The 19,281-nt window shown below is 34.4% G+C and carries 23 protein-coding genes; 3 read left to right on the plus strand and 20 right to left on the minus strand.

From position 1 onward, the window contains the following. The first annotated feature begins 36 nt into the window (after positions 1-36). Complete coding sequence (locus tag DESAMIL20_RS08465; RefSeq protein WP_158090566.1) at positions 37-330, plus strand: flagellar biosynthesis anti-sigma factor FlgM; 294 nt, start codon at positions 37-39, stop codon at positions 328-330. After that, positions 323-727, plus strand: a complete 405-nt coding sequence (locus tag DESAMIL20_RS08470) for a hypothetical protein (RefSeq protein WP_086034421.1) — start codon at positions 323-325, stop codon at positions 725-727. Before DESAMIL20_RS08465 ends, DESAMIL20_RS08470 begins: the two co-directional genes overlap by 8 nt. Before the next feature lie 18 nt (positions 728-745). Here the strand turns inward: DESAMIL20_RS08470 and DESAMIL20_RS08475 are convergent, their stop codons facing one another. The 20 genes from DESAMIL20_RS08475 to mobB form a co-directional block, all read right to left on the minus strand. Further along, entirely contained in the window at positions 746-1,600 is an 855-nt protein-coding gene (locus tag DESAMIL20_RS08475; protein ID WP_204218587.1) for a radical SAM protein, read from the minus strand. After that, positions 1,593-2,507 (minus strand): ADP-glyceromanno-heptose 6-epimerase, encoded by a 915-nt coding sequence (gene rfaD, locus DESAMIL20_RS08480; protein WP_086034422.1) that lies wholly within the window; start codon positions 2,505-2,507, stop codon positions 1,593-1,595. The genes DESAMIL20_RS08475 and rfaD overlap by 8 nt, the downstream gene beginning before the upstream one ends. A gap of 84 nt (positions 2,508-2,591) precedes the next feature. Next, entirely contained in the window at positions 2,592-3,902 is a 1,311-nt protein-coding gene (locus DESAMIL20_RS08485; RefSeq protein WP_086034423.1) for a citrate (Si)-synthase, read from the minus strand. Between the two features lie 68 nt (positions 3,903-3,970). Next, positions 3,971-4,246, minus strand: a complete 276-nt coding sequence (locus DESAMIL20_RS08490; protein ID WP_086034424.1) for a ferredoxin family protein — start codon at positions 4,244-4,246, stop codon at positions 3,971-3,973. After that, positions 4,243-5,544, minus strand: a complete 1,302-nt coding sequence (locus tag DESAMIL20_RS08495; protein WP_086034425.1) for an FAD-dependent oxidoreductase — start codon at positions 5,542-5,544, stop codon at positions 4,243-4,245. Before DESAMIL20_RS08495 ends, DESAMIL20_RS08490 begins: the two co-directional genes overlap by 4 nt. A gap of 11 nt (positions 5,545-5,555) precedes the next feature. After that, positions 5,556-6,566, minus strand: coding sequence for an electron transfer flavoprotein subunit alpha/FixB family protein (locus DESAMIL20_RS08500; RefSeq protein ID WP_086034426.1), 1,011 nt, complete (start codon positions 6,564-6,566; stop codon positions 5,556-5,558). An 11-nt stretch (positions 6,567-6,577) separates the two neighbouring features. Next, a complete protein-coding gene (locus DESAMIL20_RS08505) occupies positions 6,578-7,393 on the minus strand; it encodes an electron transfer flavoprotein subunit beta/FixA family protein (protein ID WP_086034427.1) in 816 nt (271 codons plus the stop codon). Between the two features lie 82 nt (positions 7,394-7,475). Beyond that, the gene (modD, locus tag DESAMIL20_RS08510; protein ID WP_086034428.1) at positions 7,476-8,318 is read right to left on the minus strand and encodes a ModD protein; all 843 of its coding nucleotides are present in this window, start codon (positions 8,316-8,318) and stop codon (positions 7,476-7,478) included. A gap of 12 nt (positions 8,319-8,330) precedes the next feature. Further along, the gene (locus tag DESAMIL20_RS10505; RefSeq protein ID WP_158090567.1) at positions 8,331-8,483 is read right to left on the minus strand and encodes a hypothetical protein; all 153 of its coding nucleotides are present in this window, start codon (positions 8,481-8,483) and stop codon (positions 8,331-8,333) included. Further along, complete coding sequence (modA, locus tag DESAMIL20_RS08515; RefSeq protein ID WP_158090568.1) at positions 8,470-9,213, minus strand: molybdate ABC transporter substrate-binding protein; 744 nt, start codon at positions 9,211-9,213, stop codon at positions 8,470-8,472. Before modA ends, DESAMIL20_RS10505 begins: the two co-directional genes overlap by 14 nt. Positions 9,214-9,505: 292 nt before the next feature. After that, positions 9,506-9,691, minus strand: coding sequence for a hypothetical protein (locus DESAMIL20_RS10610; protein ID WP_204218589.1), 186 nt, complete (start codon positions 9,689-9,691; stop codon positions 9,506-9,508). After that, positions 9,688-10,104 (minus strand): PadR family transcriptional regulator, encoded by a 417-nt coding sequence (locus tag DESAMIL20_RS08525; RefSeq protein WP_086034430.1) that lies wholly within the window; start codon positions 10,102-10,104, stop codon positions 9,688-9,690. The genes DESAMIL20_RS10610 and DESAMIL20_RS08525 overlap by 4 nt, the downstream gene beginning before the upstream one ends. Positions 10,105-10,107: 3 nt before the next feature. Further along, positions 10,108-13,923, minus strand: coding sequence for an EAL domain-containing protein (locus DESAMIL20_RS08530; protein WP_086034431.1), 3,816 nt, complete (start codon positions 13,921-13,923; stop codon positions 10,108-10,110). Between the two features lie 68 nt (positions 13,924-13,991). Continuing rightward, complete coding sequence (gene moaC / locus DESAMIL20_RS08535) at positions 13,992-14,468, minus strand: cyclic pyranopterin monophosphate synthase MoaC (RefSeq protein ID WP_086034432.1); 477 nt, start codon at positions 14,466-14,468, stop codon at positions 13,992-13,994. 3 nt (positions 14,469-14,471) lie between these two features. Next, positions 14,472-15,434, minus strand: coding sequence for a GTP 3',8-cyclase MoaA (gene moaA, locus DESAMIL20_RS08540; RefSeq protein ID WP_086034433.1), 963 nt, complete (start codon positions 15,432-15,434; stop codon positions 14,472-14,474). Next, entirely contained in the window at positions 15,422-16,018 is a 597-nt protein-coding gene (thiE, locus tag DESAMIL20_RS08545; RefSeq protein ID WP_086034434.1) for a thiamine phosphate synthase, read from the minus strand. Before thiE ends, moaA begins: the two co-directional genes overlap by 13 nt. After that, on the minus strand, positions 15,988-16,521 hold the full coding sequence (locus DESAMIL20_RS08550; RefSeq protein WP_086034435.1) for a D-glycero-alpha-D-manno-heptose-1,7-bisphosphate 7-phosphatase: 534 nt from the start codon (positions 16,519-16,521) through the stop codon (positions 15,988-15,990). The genes thiE and DESAMIL20_RS08550 overlap by 31 nt, the downstream gene beginning before the upstream one ends. Then, on the minus strand, positions 16,509-17,336 hold the full coding sequence (locus DESAMIL20_RS08555; protein WP_086034436.1) for a lysophospholipid acyltransferase family protein: 828 nt from the start codon (positions 17,334-17,336) through the stop codon (positions 16,509-16,511). The genes DESAMIL20_RS08550 and DESAMIL20_RS08555 overlap by 13 nt, the downstream gene beginning before the upstream one ends. Beyond that, positions 17,333-18,367 (minus strand): glycosyltransferase, encoded by a 1,035-nt coding sequence (locus tag DESAMIL20_RS08560; protein ID WP_086034437.1) that lies wholly within the window; start codon positions 18,365-18,367, stop codon positions 17,333-17,335. The genes DESAMIL20_RS08555 and DESAMIL20_RS08560 overlap by 4 nt, the downstream gene beginning before the upstream one ends. Next, the gene (mobB, locus tag DESAMIL20_RS08565; RefSeq protein WP_086034438.1) at positions 18,364-18,873 is read right to left on the minus strand and encodes a molybdopterin-guanine dinucleotide biosynthesis protein B; all 510 of its coding nucleotides are present in this window, start codon (positions 18,871-18,873) and stop codon (positions 18,364-18,366) included. Before mobB ends, DESAMIL20_RS08560 begins: the two co-directional genes overlap by 4 nt. Positions 18,874-19,036: 163 nt before the next feature. On the opposite strand from mobB, the gene DESAMIL20_RS08570 reads away from it, so the two are divergent. Continuing rightward, a complete protein-coding gene (locus DESAMIL20_RS08570) occupies positions 19,037-19,273 on the plus strand; it encodes a hypothetical protein (RefSeq protein ID WP_086034439.1) in 237 nt (78 codons plus the stop codon). The last annotated feature ends 8 nt before the right edge of the window (positions 19,274-19,281 follow it).

Consider the following 19,281-nt stretch of genomic DNA (forward strand, 5'->3'; position numbering starts at 1 on the left):
ATGCTATCATCCGATATTTATACTAGGAGGTGCACAATGAAAATATCAGATATATTTGGACCCAATATAGATGCTATAACAAACCAGAAGAAAACTCAAAAAAATACACAACATCAAAGCATTAAAATTGAAGACACAAAGAACAAAAATGCACCCCAAGACACTGTAAATATATCTCAAACAGCCAAAGCATTATCCAACTTAGCTGACTTTGAAGCCAACCACCAAAAACGTCTTGAAGCGGTGCAAAAAGCTTATGATAATGGCGCATACAAGCCAGATTTGACAAACTTAGCAAAAAACATATTAGAGGAAATAAAGAATGAATGAGTGCCTTAATGATTATTTAGAGGCTATTATAGAAAACTATGAGCATTTAATCGAATTGTTGTTCAAAGAAAGAGCGTATTTGATCACAATGAATAGTAACGGTCTCTTGTATGTTTTAAAAGAAAAAGAAACCTACCTAAATGAATTAACCAAATCTCTAAACCATATAAAATTAATGGGCGCGCAAAAATTTCAGTTATCAAAATATAAAAGCAAAATAATAGAAATGTCAAGCAGATTTCTTTATGAAAATACCATAAATGCAAAAATTGCACAGCAACACTTGGTATTTTCACGTTCCATGTTAAATCTATATACAAGTTTTATGCAAGTTAATGAAACCTACAACAACAAAGCTTATTTGCCATACAAACCAAATTTTAATAGGATAGTCTAGCAATTTAGCCGTTTTTTTTTACGCTACTTGGATGAAGCCATCAATGCCTAATTTATAAGCATATTCTAGTATGCCATTCCATTGAGTAGTAATTAGTTTTTTTGAAATCTCTGGATAATCAAACGCTTTATAGGCAGGGAAATATTGCCTCATTAAAGAAATTATCGGATTTTCTATATAATTTACAATCCAATCTAATACTCTCTTAGAGTTATCAATATTATTTGGTAAAATCAGATGCCTAATAATTAAGCCTTTTGTAGCCAGATTGTTTTGTAAGGTTAAATGACCTTTTGTTTCCTGCATCTTTAAAATAGCCTTTGTTGCCACCTCAAAATAATCATTTACACCCGAATACCTTTTGGCCAAACTTTTATCCGCATACTTCAAATCAGCCAAGTAAATATCCACATAGTCTTTTAAAGATTCTATAATTTCGACTTTATCGTAGGAGCTTGTATTGTAACATATAGGTATATTAAGACCCTTTTGTCGCGCAATATCAATAGCTTTGCATATTAGATGCACAAAATGAGAGGGCGTTACTAAATTAATATTATGTGCTTTGCGATTTTGCAAATCCAAAAAAATATCTGCAAGGGCATATTCATCTATCACTTTATAAGCACTTTTAAGTTGACTTATTGGATAATTCTGACAAAACACACAAGCCATATTGCAGCCGGCAAAAAATACCGTTCCGCTACCCTGCGTACCGCTAATTGGAGGCTCTTCTCCAAAGTGTAAGTTAAAACTTGCGATTTCAATTTGATTTTTTGTCTTGCATAGACCTTCCCTTTTGTTTCTATCTACTTTGCAATTTCTAGGACACAATCTACAAGATCTCGATACCAATTTTTCTATATCAAACAAAGCCCAGCCACCTCATATAATCTTCGATTCCAGATTCTATATCGTATTTTGCTACAAAGCCCATTTTGCTTGCAGCCAAACTTACATCTGCCAAAGTTTGATCTTGATAAAATTGCGTATAGGGATTTTTAATATAATCTGGCTCTAGATTTGTTCCTAAAACTTTATTTAACACTTCAACGATTTTATTAAAACTTGTAGGTTTTCCAGTGGCCACATTATAAACACCAGATGGCGCTTCCATTGCTTCTATGTTTGCTTCCACCACATCCTTTATGTAAATCTGGTCCCTAAATTGTTCTCCAAACTCAAATATACGAGGCCTTTTGAGCTCTTTCATCTGTAGAGCCAATTGGTAAATCATGCTTGCCGCTTTGCCTTTAAAAGACTCCCTTGGCCCATACACATTAAAGTATCTCAAACCCACACACTCTAAATCGTAATTCTCAGTGTATTTTCTTGCCATATTTTCCATTATGTACTTTGAAAATGCATAGGCATTTTTTGGATCCCTTTGTGAATTTTCACTCATTGGTATAGTACCTTTCCCGTAAACACCAGCACTTGATGCGTAAATAACTTTAGCTTGGGAATTAATAGCAAACTCTAAGATATTACGAAAACTTTCAATATTACTTCTTAACATTTCTTTATCATCTGGGTATGTTGTGTCTGTATTTGAAGCTTGATGAAAAATATAATCAGGCTCGAAATCTAAATAATGCTCCCAATCCATATTTTCTTTAGAAATATCAGCCACTACAACATCGCCCTCAAAGCCCTCTAGGTTTTTATAAACACCTTTTGACAAATCATCAACAACCGTTATGTTATCGGCCATCTTTTGTAAATAGATAGCAAGATTTGAGCCAACAAAACCAGCACCACCAGTAATTAATATATCCATAAACCCTCCATAAATAAAAAAGGAGAGGTTTTTAAAACCCCTCCTTTAAAAATAACCTGCGCTTTGATATATTGTGCACTAATATTACTTAATGCCTGCCATTTTTTCTAACATATCTGTGGTTACAGATTTTGGTCGCTCAATTGCATAACCAAGTGCTCTATCCCACACAAGGTTAGCAAGAACACCCAAGGCTCTTCCAATTCCAAATAGTACTGTATAGAAATCGTACTCTACAACACCATAATGCCACTGGATGCAACCAGAGTGCGCATCTACGTTTGGCCATGGATCTTTTACTTTTCCAAGTGTAGACAAAATCGGCGGCACTACTTCGTATAGCATCGAAACTACCTGGAATATTGGATCATCTGACAAGTGCTTTAGTGCAAACTCTCTTTGTGCCGTATAGCGTGGATCTGTTTTTCTAAGCACTGCGTGACCGTATCCTGGTATTACTTGACCGCTTGAGAGTGTTTCTGTTACGAATTTTTTTAATTCTTCTTTTGTTGGAACCTTTCCGCCTAATTTTTTATCTATGGTTTCCTGGATCCACTTTAGTACTTCTTGGTTAGCAAGACCATGCAATGGACCTGCAAGTCCGCCCATAGCAGCTGAATATGAATAGTATGCATCAGACAAAGCAGATGCTACAAGGTGAGCAGTATGAGCCGAAACGTTACCGCTTTCATGGTCTGAGTGTAGTATGAAATACAATCTTGCAACATCGTCATATGGCTTATCAATACCCATCATACTTGCAAAATCGCCGCCCAAATCAAGGTCTGGGTTCGATGGGATGTGTGTGTCACACTTGTATTTCATTCTGTAAATATATGCGCCAAGTGAAGGTAATTTTGCCATTAAATCCATTGCATCTTCATACATTGGCTCCCAAGCGGTGTTTTTGTTGAATTTGCCTGCGTTGTAGTAGGCTGCAAATTTTGATTCCCTTTGCATTGCCAAAATCCCTGTCGCAAACATAGTCATAGGGTGTGTATCCCTTGGCATAGCTTTAAGCGTATCTTTTACATATTCAGGCAAAGCTCTTCTTTTTTTAAACTCTTCTGCTACTTCTTTGACTTCTTTCTCGGTTGGGACCTCACCTGTTAGCAAGAGATAAAATTGGCCTTCTACGTATGGCATTTCAGAACCTGGCACTTTGGGCAGTTTTTCTAAAACTTCGGGGATGGTATATCCACGAAACCTAATACCTTCCGCTGGGTCCAGGTATGAAACATCTGTTACCAAAGACTTAATGCCTCTCATTCCACCAATAGCCTGCGAGATAGTAACCTCGTCAATTTTTACATTACCAAACTCTTTGAGAAGCTTAGTAGTGCGTGGTCTGTGCTGAGCAATTTTCTCAGCTAGCTTTTCCTTCAAAAAAGACATATAAAACCTCCTTACGTAAACTTTCTAACTAACAATTTACTCTAACTAAACTGTTTGTCAATATGACTCTATCCAAATTTGTATGCAACACCAAAACCGCCCCTTGGGTATCTCCAGGTAATATAATCGCAGGCAATCCTGCAAGTGCCACATTCTACACATGCATCGTAGTTTATAGATAATTTTTGCTCTTCTTCATCATAAGAATAAACGCTAGCTGGACAAACATAAGTGCAAGGCCTGCCTTGACACTTTTTGCAAGCCTCAGGATCGCTTACACCAAGATGAGAGCCTTCTTCGTCTACATTATAACCTATCAAGTATAATTTATCTTCTATCCTCATCCTAATTTCCTCCATAATGCAAACATATCTTTTGCCACATTCCAATAACCAAACTCTTTCTTTACTTTGTCTTTGATATTTTTAATCTTATCGGGTTTTGAAACACCATCTACATTGTAAATGCTGTACATTGAATCAATAATTAACTGCGGGTATTTTGTTAGTAAGTAGCGTTTTTCTTCAAGTAAATGAGGCAGGTTTCTATACATTTTAAGATCTTTTAACACAAAAGACCCTTCCATTTTGGTTTGGTATGCACTCAATACTTTTGCACTAAAATCGTTCTTATCTCTTGCTTCCAAGTAGGTACGTGCAGCGAGTTTACCAGATTCAATTGCAAGGTTTGAGCCTTCTCTGTGTACACTGTTTACAAGCATAGCAGCATCGCCAACTGCCATAAATCCGTCTGTGTAGAGTTTTGGCACAGTATAATAGCCGCCTTCTGGTATCATGTGAGCCAAGTATTCTTTTGTTTCACCACCTGCAATTAACGGTGCAATTGCTGGATGTGCTTTGAATTTTTCAATCAAATCATTTGGGTTTACTTTGTGTTCAATTAAATCCTCAATTATAGTACCTACACCTACAGATAATGAATTCTTATTTGTGTAAATAAAACCCATAGACTCCATACCTTCAAAAAATGGTCCTGTAATTTCGATTGTAACGCCCTCTGAATCACTTGATACGCCAAACCTGTCATTAATCACATTTTCCGGCAAACCGATAATTTCTTTTACGGCTACTGCCACTTTATTTGGAGTGATTTTTTCTCTAAGACCTAAAGATTTTGCCAGAAACGAGTTTACACCGTCAGCTGCTATAACACAATCGCAGTACAAATCACCATCTGGCCTATCGGTTCTAATACCAATAACTTTACCATTTTCAATAATTGGGTCTTTTACTACTGTTTCATTTATGATTAATGCGCCAGCTTCTTGGACTTTCTGAGCAAACCACTTATCAAATTTAGCTCTAAATACGCTAAAGCAATTGTATGGTTCTTTATCAAATTTTTCGCTTTTAATGCCCGTAGAAAAGACGGAATCCTCTGAGATAAACCACATCTTTTGCTCGATTATGTGCCTTTCTAGGGGGGCTTCTTTGTAAAATTCTGGGATTAAATCATCTAAAGCTTTTCTATAAAAAATACCACCCATCACGTTTTTTGCACCAGGAAATGTGCCGCGCTCAATAATCGCAACATTAACCTTTGCTTTAGCTAGCACATACCCTGCGGCCAATCCAGCTGGCCCAGCACCCACTATAACAACATCAAAATCCTTTTTTCTCATATCTTCACTCCCTATTTAACCAACTTTTGTTTAAACATTTCTGCCATTTTTGGTAATATCTGCAAACAATCACCAACAATTCCATATGTAGCCACTTCAAATATTGGTGCTTGAGGATCTGTATTTATTGCAATTATGATATCCGAGGATTTCATACCCGCTACGTGCTGCACAGCACCAGAAATGCCTGCTGCAATATAAATTTTTGGGTGAACCGTCTGACCAGTCTGACCAACCTGTCTTGATTGTGGTGCCCAACCAGCCTGAACCACTTTACGCGACACAGCCCAAGTACCACTTAGTACATTTGCTAAATCTTCAAGTAATTTCAGGTTTTCTTTTTTACCCATACCCTTACCACCAGAAACTATTACCTCGTAAAAACTCAAGTTTACTTTTTCTTCGCCTGTTTGAACTTTTTCAATGATTTTTTTGACTACCTGATCTTCTGTAATGTCGTATTTGTCTTTTATTACTTCTGGCGTCGTTTGGTTTTTCACAGCTTTAAAAACACCAGGCCTTACTGTGGACATCTGGGGCCTGTTGTCAGGGCAAAATATTGTAGCCATCAAATTACCGCCAAATGTAGGACGTGTCATTAAAAGATTTTTATTCGATGGATCAATATCTAGAGCTGTAGTGTCAGCAGTTAAACCAGCGGATAGCTTTGTTGCAACTGTACCTGCTAAATCTCTACCAAGTGTAGTAGCCCCAATTAAAGCCACTTCTGGCTTATACTTATCAATTAAATATACTATTGCATTTCTCCAAGGTTCTGTCCTGTATTCTTTTAACACAGAATTTTCGATTATATAAAATTTTTTCGCACCATATTCACCGACTTCTTTTGCAAAATGCTCAACCTTATCACCAACGGTAAATGCACATACCTCGCAATTAAGGTCTTTTGCAAGTTCTGCGCCTTTACTTAATAACTCAAGAGAAACTCTCTCAATTTTACCATCATTGTGTTCTATAAAAACCCACACATTTTTATACTGTTTAATATCTTGCTTAATCATCTATCCACCCCTTAAACCCTTCCCAACTGCTTAAGCATTGGTTCTATTTTTTCATAAACTGCACTTATAATCTCATCTAAGCTACCCTCGATCATCTCTCCACGCTCTCTCTTTGGTGGTGTAAATGCTTTTTTAACTTTTGTTGGTGAGTTTTTTAAACCACACTGAGAAGCATCTATTGTAGTGTTACTAGAGTTAAGCAAAACGACAGGAGTTTTAGCAGCTTTTATAAGGTATGAAAGTGGGGCAAATCTTATATGATTGAGCGTTTCTTCTGTTGTAATCATGCACGGCATCGGTACCTCAATAGTTTCAGTGCCGCCTTCCAAAAGCCTTACGATTTTGATTTTTTTTGCTGATGGATCAACTTCCTTTACCTCAACAGCATATGTAACCAAAGGAACATCCAAACGCGTTGCTATACCTGGGCCAGTTTGTGCTGTATCGCCATCGATCGCCTGCTTTCCTGCCCAAAATATATCAACCGGACCAATTTCTTGTATAACCTTTTGCGCGCCTGCCCATAATGCATAGCTTGTCGCTAAGGTATCGGATCCTGCAAATACCCTATCGCTTAACAAAAACACATTATCTGCACCCATAGCAAGAGCTTTTTTTAAAGCCTCATCTGCCATAGGAGGGCCCATACACAAAACTGATACACTACCACCAAATTTGTCCTTTATCTGGACTGCTGCTTCAATAGCATGCGTGTCAAAAGGGTTTATAATAGCTGGAACACCTTCTCTTATGAGAGTTCCAGTTTCATAATCAACCCTTACTTGAGCCGCATCTGGAACTTGCTTAATGAAAACTAATGAATGCACTCAAAACCTCCTTTTTGATTTTCCAATATAGTTATCTCATTTTTATACAAAAATAAAAATATGTCAAGCACAAAGTAGAACATTAAACAACTTTTGTAAATTTTACACCAATATCAGAGGGTTTTGCAAAATACAACCATGAAGTAACTATTGAATCAACGCCTGTTTTTACATAATCTAGGATATTTTTATCATTAATGCCACCCGCTACGGCTATTTTAATATTATTATTAATATTTCTCAAGTGTATCACGGCTTGCCTTGTTTGTTCTACATCAAACTTGTCTAACTGCAAAAAATCAATACCTACCCTTGCAAGCTTGACTGCCTCATCTAAATTTTCTACCTCAACACAAACCATTTTATCGTAAGCAGAACGTTTGATTTCATCAATTTTGCTAATTAACTTATCAAATCCACCCATAAACATTATGTGCTCTTTAAATATTAAAATTGTTTCAGACAAACCTAATCTGTGCACATTTGCGCCGCCACTTAAGATAGCCTTTATCACAAGTTTTTTTGCAAATGGAAAGGCTTTGCGGGTTGTGGCAATTCTTATATTTGGGTTAATGCTTTTAGCTAAATCAACAAAATTTTTTGTCTTAGTGGCTAATCCACAAGCATGCTCCAATAAGTTAGAACAGATCCTGTAGCTTTTTTGTACATTTTTGAAATCTCCACTTGCTTTTAACAAAAAATCGCCCTTTTTAAGTAAAGCTCCAGAAGGCACAAACCCTCTTACCAAGATATCAAAACACTCAAGCACTCTTTTTGCTTCTTCGGTTGCACAAACCACTAAGTCTTGCCTTGCTATAAACTCTGCTTCGCAATTTCCATCCAAACCTAAAACATCTGTAGTTAAATCACTATAGGGTATATCGTCATTTATTAGTCTTTCTATATCATCCTGCAAAAAGTACATTTACTCTCCTTTTTAGGTTTCAAAACCATAGACTTTTAGAATCTTTTTTACCTTTTCTGGTTTTACAAACTCTAAATGTTTGTAAGCCTCGCTTTTGTTTTGTGAGCTATCTAGTATTACCACTGCTTGCTCTATTGGTAAGTAGAGTTTTTTACGGCGTATCATATCCAAATTCTCTAAAGATTTTTTTTGCCTGACTTGATTTCATAAACTCTAAGTATTTTTTAGCCAATGCTTGATCTTTTGAGGATTTTAATATAACCATTGCTTGTTTAATAGGCTTATATAAATTTTGATCAATGTCGCAATAATGACCGCTATTAGATTTAATTACTAACGCAAGCGGTATAAATGCTATTTGGGCATTACCTGTCTGGGCAAATTGTTGGGCCTGCTGCACATCATTTGCAAATACAATATTTTTCTCCACTTTATCATAAATATGTGCTGTTTTTAAAGCTTCGATAGAAGCCCTTCCGTAAGGCGCTAATTTTGGGTTTGCAATGGCAATATGCAACACATCTTTGCTTAAAGAGCTCTCTATGCAATCATTGTTTAATTTTATATTACTATTTGTCCAGATCACAAGTTTGCCAATAGCGTATACATAATAATCATCATTTAAAGCAAAACCTCTTTTGACTAATTCTTGTGGGTATTTTGCATCGGCTGACATAAAAATATCCACTGGGTAGCCATTTGTAATTTGCTGGTAGGCTGCACCAGACACGAGGGGAATTGCAACTACCTTCGTCGATTTATTTTGTTTTTCAAATTCTGCATTAATGGGTTTAATAACTTTATCAAGATTTGGTGCAATAACAACTTTTAGCTCACCCGCAAAAGAAATTTGCGCAAAAAAAACCACAAGAAGCACCGCTAGTACACTTTTCATAACGCCTCCTTTTTTTGCCATATAATATTTTATATAACGGTGGTTGTCAAGAAATATTCTACCGTTGGAACAATTTTTATACATAATATAGAAAATCTTTTTGTTTAAGCGTTTTCATATAAAAAGTTTAGCTAACTTTTTTTTACATATCCTTAAACTATAAAATTCCTAAATAAAATCTTTTAATCTATCTTTAATAAATGTTTTTGGTATGATACCGCTTTTTTTGTTGTCTATATCAAAAGTTCTGCAAGCATAGCTAACTTCTTGAGGCTTTTTTAGGGTATATGTATCAATACCGTCTATATATGAAAGGAGATCCCAAAAAATTTACCTCTTTGGCTTTTCCAAGCGTTTCTACATCAATATTTTGCACATTAATGTTTGTACCAAGCTCTTTTAGAGCCTCTAATAAGTTGCTGAAAGTAGGCTCAAAATTTGGACAACCACTAAAATACAAAAACTCTGTCTTTTTCATAAGCTCTCCTTATCAATATTGTTGCATGCTTGTAAAAAGCTTTCCAAGCTTTCTTTTAAGTTTGTTAACGACAGAATCCATAACTTCAGCTCAGATTTGCCCTTGTCTGTTAGCGTATAGATTTTTTTGTAATTTCCCCTGCCTTTATCGTTAATATCGCAAGATGAAATAATAAGCTGATCTTTTTCCATTGCGTTAAGTGTCTTATAAATATAACCAAAGTCTCCTACATCTTCGTACTTTATACCCATATCTTGAAGTGCTTCTATAATTTTAAAACCATGTTTGGGACCTTGTGTTAGAATATAGAGCATAAAAGCCCTTAAAAATCTTGGCGGGCGTTCGGCGGGATAGTTTTCACACCATCGCTTAATTTTAACCATTGATTTTACTTCACTTTTTTCACCTTTCATAGTTTAATCTCCTATTAAATGATCAAATTCTTCTTTGGTAAGCGGCATAGATAGCAAAAATCCCTGGACTGCGTCACAACCTAATTGCTCTAACATACTAAGTTGTTCTGTAGTTTCTACACCTTCTGCAATTGTTTTTATTCCTAAATTATGCGCTAAATAAATTATGGTTTCGACTATAGATTTTGCCTTTAAGTCAAAAAGCATCTTTTTAACAAATGATATATCAATCTTGATATAGTCAAACGGCAACTCACTCAAATAAGATAAGGAAGAATAACCCGTCCCAAAATCATCCAAAGAAAGCTTTATATTGTGACTTTTTAGTTCATTGAACAATACTTTGTAATAAGGCAAGTTTTCTACAAATGTGCGCTCAACCATCTCAATGATTATTAGAGAAGGATCAATTAAATTTGCTTGAATTATAGATACAATTTCATTTACAAAATGGCGTTGTTTAAAACTAATAGGTGAAATATTAATGGAAATAGGTATTTTATGTTTTCTCAAACTAATATCGCGCGCCACTTCGTTTTTTATCCAATCCTCAACATTCAAAATAAGGCCTGTTTCTTCCAAAAATGGTATAAACTCAAGAGGTGGAATAATTTTATTGTCTTTTTTCCACCTAAGCAAGCTTTCTGCGCCTATAATTTTTTTGCTTTTTACCTCAAAGTAGGGCTGGTAATAAACCAAGAATTCTCTGTTTGTAATTGCTTTGGTTAAATTGTATCTTAAATCAAGCCTTTCTTTAGCACTCGCTTCAACTTCCTGCCTGTAAAACCCAAGCGCACCTTCTCCCTTTTCTTTTGCATCTACTACCGCAATCTCTGCTTTTTCTAAAAGCGTTTTCGAACTTTTAGAGTCTTTTGGGTACAAACTTACCCCAGCGTTAAACGAAAGTTTTACTGTATTACCATTTATATTGTAATCATCAGAAAGCACCCTTATAATATTTACCATTAATACTAAACTATCCTCTTCAAACGAAAGGTCTTTCAATAAAACCGCAAACTTATCTGATTCTAATTTGGCTACTATATCAATCTGTCTAACAGTTTTGCCCAATCTCTTAGCGATTGCTTGAAGTATTTGATTTCCCAACTCAAAGCCATAAGCTTTGTTTATATTGCCAAAATTTATTGGGTTTATAACAACAACTGCACCTATTTTGTTTTCAATTTCTGCACGCTTTAGAAACCTTTCGATGTAATCAAGAAAAGCCTGACGGTTCGGTAAACCAGTAGTCATATCAAAGTTTGTTAAATAGTTTATTTTCTCGTACAATGATTTTTCTCTTGATATGTCTTTTGCTATGATTACATAATACTTTATTTGATTGTCTTCAATAAAGGGCACTATGCTAACAAGCGCATTGAAAAAAGTTTCATTTTTTGTTTTGTAAGTAATAATATCAGAAAAAATCTTTCCTGATTTTAAAGTGTTATAAAAATTTTTTGCAAATTCCCTGCTGTGAGTTTTTGAGCTAAAAATAGAATGATGCTTACCAATAACTTCATCTTTTTTAAAACCCGTAATCTTTTCAACTGCTTCGTTGACATACACAATATTAAAGTCCTTATCCATCACACCTATTAAATTTTCATTTTTATCTATTGCAAGCATAACAATATTGCGCCAGCGTTGATTTTCTAAGTTATCGAGCGCATAGTTGATATCCAAAGTTATTTCCTTTAGCAAGTCAAATATGCTTTTGTTAAAAAAGTTTATTTTATCAGACAAAGCTACGATAACACCAATTGATTTGCTATTTTTAATAATAGGCAGAAAGCAGCATGAATGTATGCCAATTTTTGCAGCTTCAGCATTAAACGGTCCCAAGGCCTTTGTGCTTGCATCGTTTATAATGTAAACGCGCTTATTTTTAAAAGATTTAAAAAAAGGAAAGCTATACAATTTGTCTTTATCCAGTGTTTTTAAAATGCTAAACTGTTTAGATACAAAATCTAAAAAGCTCTTGTAACTCGGATTTTCTATGTTTGAGGCTTTTATATAAAAATCATTGTCATAATTAACAAGCGCCACATAGGCAATCTTAAACTTTGCGTACTCAACAAGAATTTTTGTTATTTTATCAAATATCACTTCTTCATTTGTTTCGTATATGAGCAATTGGTTAATTTCAGATAAAGTCGCATATATGCTTGATAAATTTTCTATAGTTTGAAGGTGCTTTGTTTCTTTCGTGATATCGCGCGCTAGATCAACAAATCGGCTTACTTTGTCATTGATTTTTACAGGTATAATTAAAGAACTAAGGTAAAATAGCTTCCCATTTTTATTTTTATTTATAAAAGAGCAATTATAACTCTTTCCACTTAATAAATTATCCCACAAATTTTTATAAAAATCATTACTGTGGTAGCCCGATTTAAAAACAGAAGGCTTTTTGCCTATTAATTCTTGCGCCTCATAACCCGATATATCGCTTACTGTTTTATTTGCATACTCAATTGTCCCATCAGCACCTGTTATCACAACCCATTCAGAAGATGACCAAATGGCTTCATCCAGCATAACCCTGTGTTGCTCATCTTTTATTTTTTGGAGAGCAAAACTAATATCGGATTGTATTTCTTTCAATATATCTAAATACTTTTCTCTAAATTGATTTGCAATTTTTGAGTGTAAAAGTATAACATATTGAACCTTACCATATAATAAGATTGGTATCGCGCAAGCAGATAGAATGCTGTGTTTTTTAAAGTAGCTACTCCAAAAATGCAGACCAGAGTCTTTTTTTACATTAGACACTATTGAGATAGCACCAGAATTAAACGCTCTTGACACTACACCAAGGCCAAAATCAGTGTTTATATCTGTAGAGATTTTTAAAGTTTTAAAGTCACTTAAAATTGCTTCATTTTGAGCATTTGCGTATTTTACGACAAAATTTTTTGCTGCATCAATATAGCCTACGCTTACAAGACCAAAATCCAATTTTTCAACTAAAATCCTGCAGATAGACATCAACAATTTATCTTCACTATTTTCAAGCGTAATCAATCTATTTATCTCTTTTAATGCAAAATATAGCTTTTCGATTAATTTTTGTTCTGTTATGTCTATAATGACACCAAATGCAACGTACTCGTTTTTGTATTTGATTGTGTTTGCAAACAAATTGGCATAAATGATGCTTTTGTCTTTTTTTAGCATCTTTATTTCGCTGTAATTAATAGAAAACTTTTCCCCTCTAAAGCGTCTTTGTAAAATTTCGTTTATCTTAACTCTCTCTTTTTCATTATAGAATAAATCAATAGGCTTTATATGTTTGATTTCATCAAAAGTATACCCCAATATATCCAGTGTCTTTTGATTTGCATAAATATAGGAATCTTTGCCAAGCATATAAATCCCAACAGGCGATTTTATAGACAATACTTTGAATAGCTCTAATGATTCTTGCGACTGCACTTGCAAATCAAATAGATCCGTTAAATTCTCTACAAAACCAATATTTTTATAGACATTATCATTTTTTTCAGTTATATAAACATTGTTTTTTAGGTATAAATAAGAGCCATTTTTAGTCAAAAACCTATAGGTGAAACTTGTTGATTCGCTTGTCTCTAAAAGTGACAATTTTTTTAAAACTGTTGGTTTATCTTCTTCGTGGATTTTGCTGAACCATAAGTTTGGGCTTGATAGCTCTTCTTTTGTATAGCCCGTTAAGGCTTCAATATAATTGCTATCTAGTAAATCAATGCTTAATATTTCTACACTTTCGTCTTTTATTTTGACTATAGATTCATAAATAATTATGGGTAATTTTTTAAACAACTTCTCTTTCATTTACTTAAACTTTTATATATAACTAAGTTTATTGTAACAAATTTATTAGAATAAGCAAGTTTTAAATCCTAGGTTTTTCTTTCGAATTCGCCTGATTTGCCACCACTTTTTTTGAGTAAATAAATATCTGTTATTTCAATAGATTTATCAATAGACTTACACATATCGTAAATGGTAAGTGCAGCAATTGAACAAGCGCATAGGCTTTCCATCTCAACACCGGTTTTGGCTGTTATCTTAGCTGTAGAAATTACCCTGATAGTATTATCTTCATCGTTTAGCTCAAAGTCAATATTGATTTGATCTAGGTTTAATGGATGACACATTGGTATTAAATGAGGTGTTTGTTTTGCGCCCATTATACCAGCAACACTTGCTACAGCCAACACATCGCCTTTTTTAACTGTACCTTCTTTTACTGCAAGGTAAGCCTGCTTTGAGAGCTTTACAACTGCTTGTGCTAAAGCTATCCTTAGCGTTGGCTCTTTAATGGATACATCTACCATAGTAGGCTTATTTTGTTCGTTAAAATGTGTAAATTTCATTTTTTATCCTCCAAGGTTGGAAAAAGATTGATGAATGTTTGTCGTAAGCAGTTGGTGCTGCTTGGGCTTTTTTAATACAGAGTTTTTTAAAAGTTCCTTTGTTTGATCTAAGCTGCCCTGCCTTAAAACCGCTTTAAAGTTGATTCTTATATCATGACCAAGGCACAAAATTAAGTTGCCATCAGAAGATAGTCTAATGCGATTACAAAAAGCGCAAAAGTTATGCGAAAGTGGTGTAATAAAACCAATGCGTGTATTTTCAACTTCACAGTATTGGCTTGGACCATTTGTTTTATAGTTTGTACTTTTTAATAAATAATTTTTTTGGATAATATTTTTTATTTCATCTATCGGTATAAAATTTGCTTTAAAATCTTCATTAAAATCTGTCGGCATATACTCTATAAACCTTATTTCATACTTGCGCAACAGTGCAAATTCAAGCAAGCTTTCTACGCAGTCAATATTGTATGTGCGCATAATAACGCTATTAATTTTTGTATTAACAAAACCTACCTTATCAAGCTCATCAAAACCCCTTATAACATCATCAATGCTGCCAAATCTGGTTATCTCTCTAAATTTTTGTTTATCTAAAGTATCGAGACTTACAGTAACTCTTGATAAACCACTATCTTTTAATAATCTTGCATAATTCTTGAGCAAACTGCCATTTGTAGTTAGAGATATGTCGTTGTAGCCTATATTTCTTAACATTTCTACAAGCTTGTATATGTGCTTTCTAACTAAAGGCTCACCGCCCGTTAATTTAATTTTTCTAACACCAAGATCATATGCAGCCTTTGCAAACAAAGCAATCTCTTCATAAGTCAAAATCTCGCTCATATCCTTAAATGCTACACCTTCAAGTGGCATACAGTACACGCACCTATAGTTGCATCTATCTGTAACAGATATTCTTAGATAATCAATTTTTCTGCCAAAGGGATCAATTAACTGTTCCACTTATTTAACATCTCCAAAAAATGCCCATAATCATTATACAATACATCCGTTATGCTTGTAAAGCCATAAGCACCAATACCTTTTATGCTATCAATATTGGATAATTTTATGCCTCCTATAAGATAGGCTGGTTTTTTAGAAGACTTTACCATTTGCTGTGCAAGATCTGGTCCAATCACCACTGCATCTTTGGTACTTGTTTTAAATACAGCCCCAACGCCAATATAATCAACAAAATCAACCTCGCTGCTTAATACTTGATCTAGAGAGTGCGTTGATAAGCCAATAATGAAACCTTTGGGGACAATCTTTCTCAAATAAGACGGTGGTATATCATCTTGGCCTACATGCACACCATCTGCGCCAACAACTAAAGCTAAATCTAGCCTGTCGTTTACAATCATTAAAACATTTGCTTTTTTTGTCAATTCTCGTATTTCAAGGCTTTCATAAAGCATCTGTTTGCTTGGTAAATTTTTTGCCCTATACTGTATCGCTTTTGCGCCAAAATCTATCAATTTTTTACAAGTGCCAATGCTATCGTTTTCCATTGTTATGCCATAGAAGCCTTTTGATAAATCCATAGCGCCACCTCGTATAAATTTCTAAATATATATGAAGCTTTAGTGTTTGATTTACACTTTATGCCTTCACCGTTTAGTATCAAAATAGGTTCGATACCTGCGTTTAAGCCAAGTTCAACATCTGATTCTTTATCCCCTATTACAAAAGAGCCTTCTTTTTTTATATTAAAATCAGCAATTGCTTGATCAATTAGAGCTGTTTTGGGCTTTCTACAGGCGCAATTATCCTCTGGCAAATGTGGGCAAAAATAAAATGCATCTATCAAATTAAGACAACGCTTATTTATTGTCTCATGAGTTTTTTTAACAAAGTCCTCACTAAAATAGCCCCTTGCTATACCTGACTGATTTGTAATTACAATAATTTTATAGCCTAGTTGTTTGAATATTTTTAAAGATTTTTTTATGTTTGGCAAACACTTGATGTCTTCAAAACGTTTTAAATAGCCCGGATCCCTAATAATAGTACCATCCCTGTCTAAAAAGACCGCTAGGTTTTCCATCTATTGTGCATCCATAAGTATTTTGTAGGCTCTTTTTTAATCCAATCCTCAAATTCTGCATAAATACTGCGCATAATCGTGTGCAAAGCTTGTTTAAACGGCTCATCTGTGGGATAAATGGGTTTTTGAATTACAATCGTGTATGTTTTGCCTTCTTCTTTCAAATAAGCAGGTAAAATAGGCGTTTTGTTTTTGTAAGAAAACAGGGCTATGCTTTCTGAAGATTTTGTGCTTCTACCAAAAAACTCTACCTCTAAGCCTTTAGAGCCTCCGTATTGGTCTGCCAATATGCCCACTGTCTGCCCATTTTGAAGCATTTTAAGAAAATCAAACGTTGAGAGTCTTGATGAAATAATCTTATTCCCGCAAGATTGCCTTAGATCTAAAACAAGTCTATCTAAGGCTTTATTGTCAAGCGGCCTTACCATTACACTGATAGACTGTTTTAGTATAGAAAATCCACACACAAGCATCTCAAAATTACCAAAATGTGCTGTAGTAAACAATACGCCTTTGCTGTGTGATAAAGCTTCTTTAAAATTTTCCAGACCCTGTATTTTAAAGTGTTTCTCTACGAATTTTTTATCACCTAAATGTTTGATATTTAGCGAAACCATCTTTGCAAAATAAAGATAAGTATTAAAAAGTATCTTTTTTGCTTTAGCTTTATCAACCCCTAAGGCTAATCCAATATTTTTTAAACCAATTTTTCGTCTGCTTGTCAAAATAAAATACATTAAAATAGCCACAATACCTAACAAACCCTCTACTATACAGTATGGTAGAACTCTTAATAATTTAAAAATAAATTTCATTTTGAAATAAGCCTTTCGTATAACTTTTCCAATTTGTCTATTTTCTTTACTATCGTCAAATTATTAATTGCAAATTGATAAGCATTATCAACAAAACTATTGTCTTTAGACATATAAGCTTTATTTAAAGCCTTTAGTAAACCTTCTTTTGTAGGCTGAGCCAAAATTCCCCTATTATTTTCAAGTAGCTCTGGTATAGCGCCAATACTAGTGCCAATAACTGGTATTTTCCTGAAAAAAGCTTCTATAATAACATTCGATAGTGCTTCTTTTAAAGACGGTACAACCAAATAATCAAAGGCGCTCATAAACCTACCAGCGTTTTCAACTAAACCATATGTTTTAACCTTATCTGATATGCCAAATTTTTTGCATTTATCCAAAAGACTATGTGTATCTTTACCAATTAGTGCAAGTTTTGCTTCAAGTTTTGATAATGCAAAAGCGCAAAGCAACAAATCGTGACCCTTGTAGCTAGAATAATTAGCAATAACACCAAATACAAAACCATCCAGTCCTAAATAATCCCTTGCAGTCTTTTTGTCTACAGCTTCAAGAGATTCTTCATCTATAGCACTGTATATTACATGAATTTTCTTTTTACTCACAAAAATTTTTCTCAAAGAGCGCTCTACCGCTTTAGCGTTTGCTACATACGCATCGATTTTTGGGTTTAGGTATTTAAAAAAATTCTGCGGTGTAAAAATAACGCCGCGCTGGACTACCAGCTTTTCTTTTTTGATAAACGAAACAGACTTCAAACCTACTGCATGGCCTTTGGGGTGGTGTGTATGGATAATATCAATATACTCTTTTTGCAAAAAATTTCTAATGGTTTTAGCAGCCAAAGAGTTGTCTTCATCAATCTCAATGATTTCACAGTAAGAACCAAGCTGCCTATATACGTATGAATCTTTAAGCGTTGCAAGATAAACCTTATGGCCTCTTTTGATAAGTTCTTTAGTGTTTAGCACAACTTGATTAGCACCGCCAGAAAGTGAAAAGGCAGGTTCAATTTGTAAGATATTCATTTTTTCATCTTTGAAACATGCTCATGGTGCTTTATAAACTCCACAATACCCTCATAGTCATCAATGTATCTTGTAGGTACACCAAAGTACTCTTGCGCTACATCCGTAACTACTAAAATTACATTTTTTATACCACTTTTCACAAGTGGAGTATAGTCAAACTCACTTCTGTAGACTTCTATTTTTGGTATATCTTCAAGCTTATAGCCCTCTATAAAAACATAGTCACAGTAATCAAAAAAAGACAAAATTGATTTTAGCGGTTTTTCTGTATCAACATCCTGAATTAGTGCCCACTTATTTTTAGAGGAAATGGCAACGCTTGAGGCACCAGCCTCTTTTAGTTTGTATGTGTCTTTACCTTTGTAGTCTATCTTGAAATCGTGAGCATCGTGTTTTATGGCACCCACGATCTTCTTATCTTTTTTTAATTCTATTATAAGATGCTCTATTAAAGTAGTTTTCCCAACATTTGAATGCCCAATTACACCCAAAACATAACCCATGAAAAACCTCCATAAAGTTGATTATATAAGTTAGGCTAAATTAGTCAAACTTTAGTTTTTACCTTTTTATCAATGCAAAATACAATTAGATTTTTCTTGCAAATTTGTATTTTTTGTGTATATTACCTTAATCTAAGAGTGACATTTGAGGAGGTTTTAGACAATGTCAAACTTATTCAGTAAAAGTTTCAAAGTAGCAGCATTAGCGGTAGTAGTAGCATCAAGTTTAACACTTGCATCTTGCCAGAAAAAACAGGCAACAAATGCAACAAACACAACAAACACCACTAATGTAACCAACGCCACAAACGCAACAGCTGCACCCACTAACGCAACAAACTCAACTAACGCAACAAACTCAACAGCTGCACCCACTAACGCAACAAACTCAACAAAATAAGTTGCGTT

The sequence above is a fragment of the Desulfurella amilsii genome (assembly GCF_002119425.1).
In the GTDB taxonomy this organism is placed as follows: Bacteria; Campylobacterota_A; Desulfurellia; order Desulfurellales; family Desulfurellaceae; genus Desulfurella; species Desulfurella amilsii.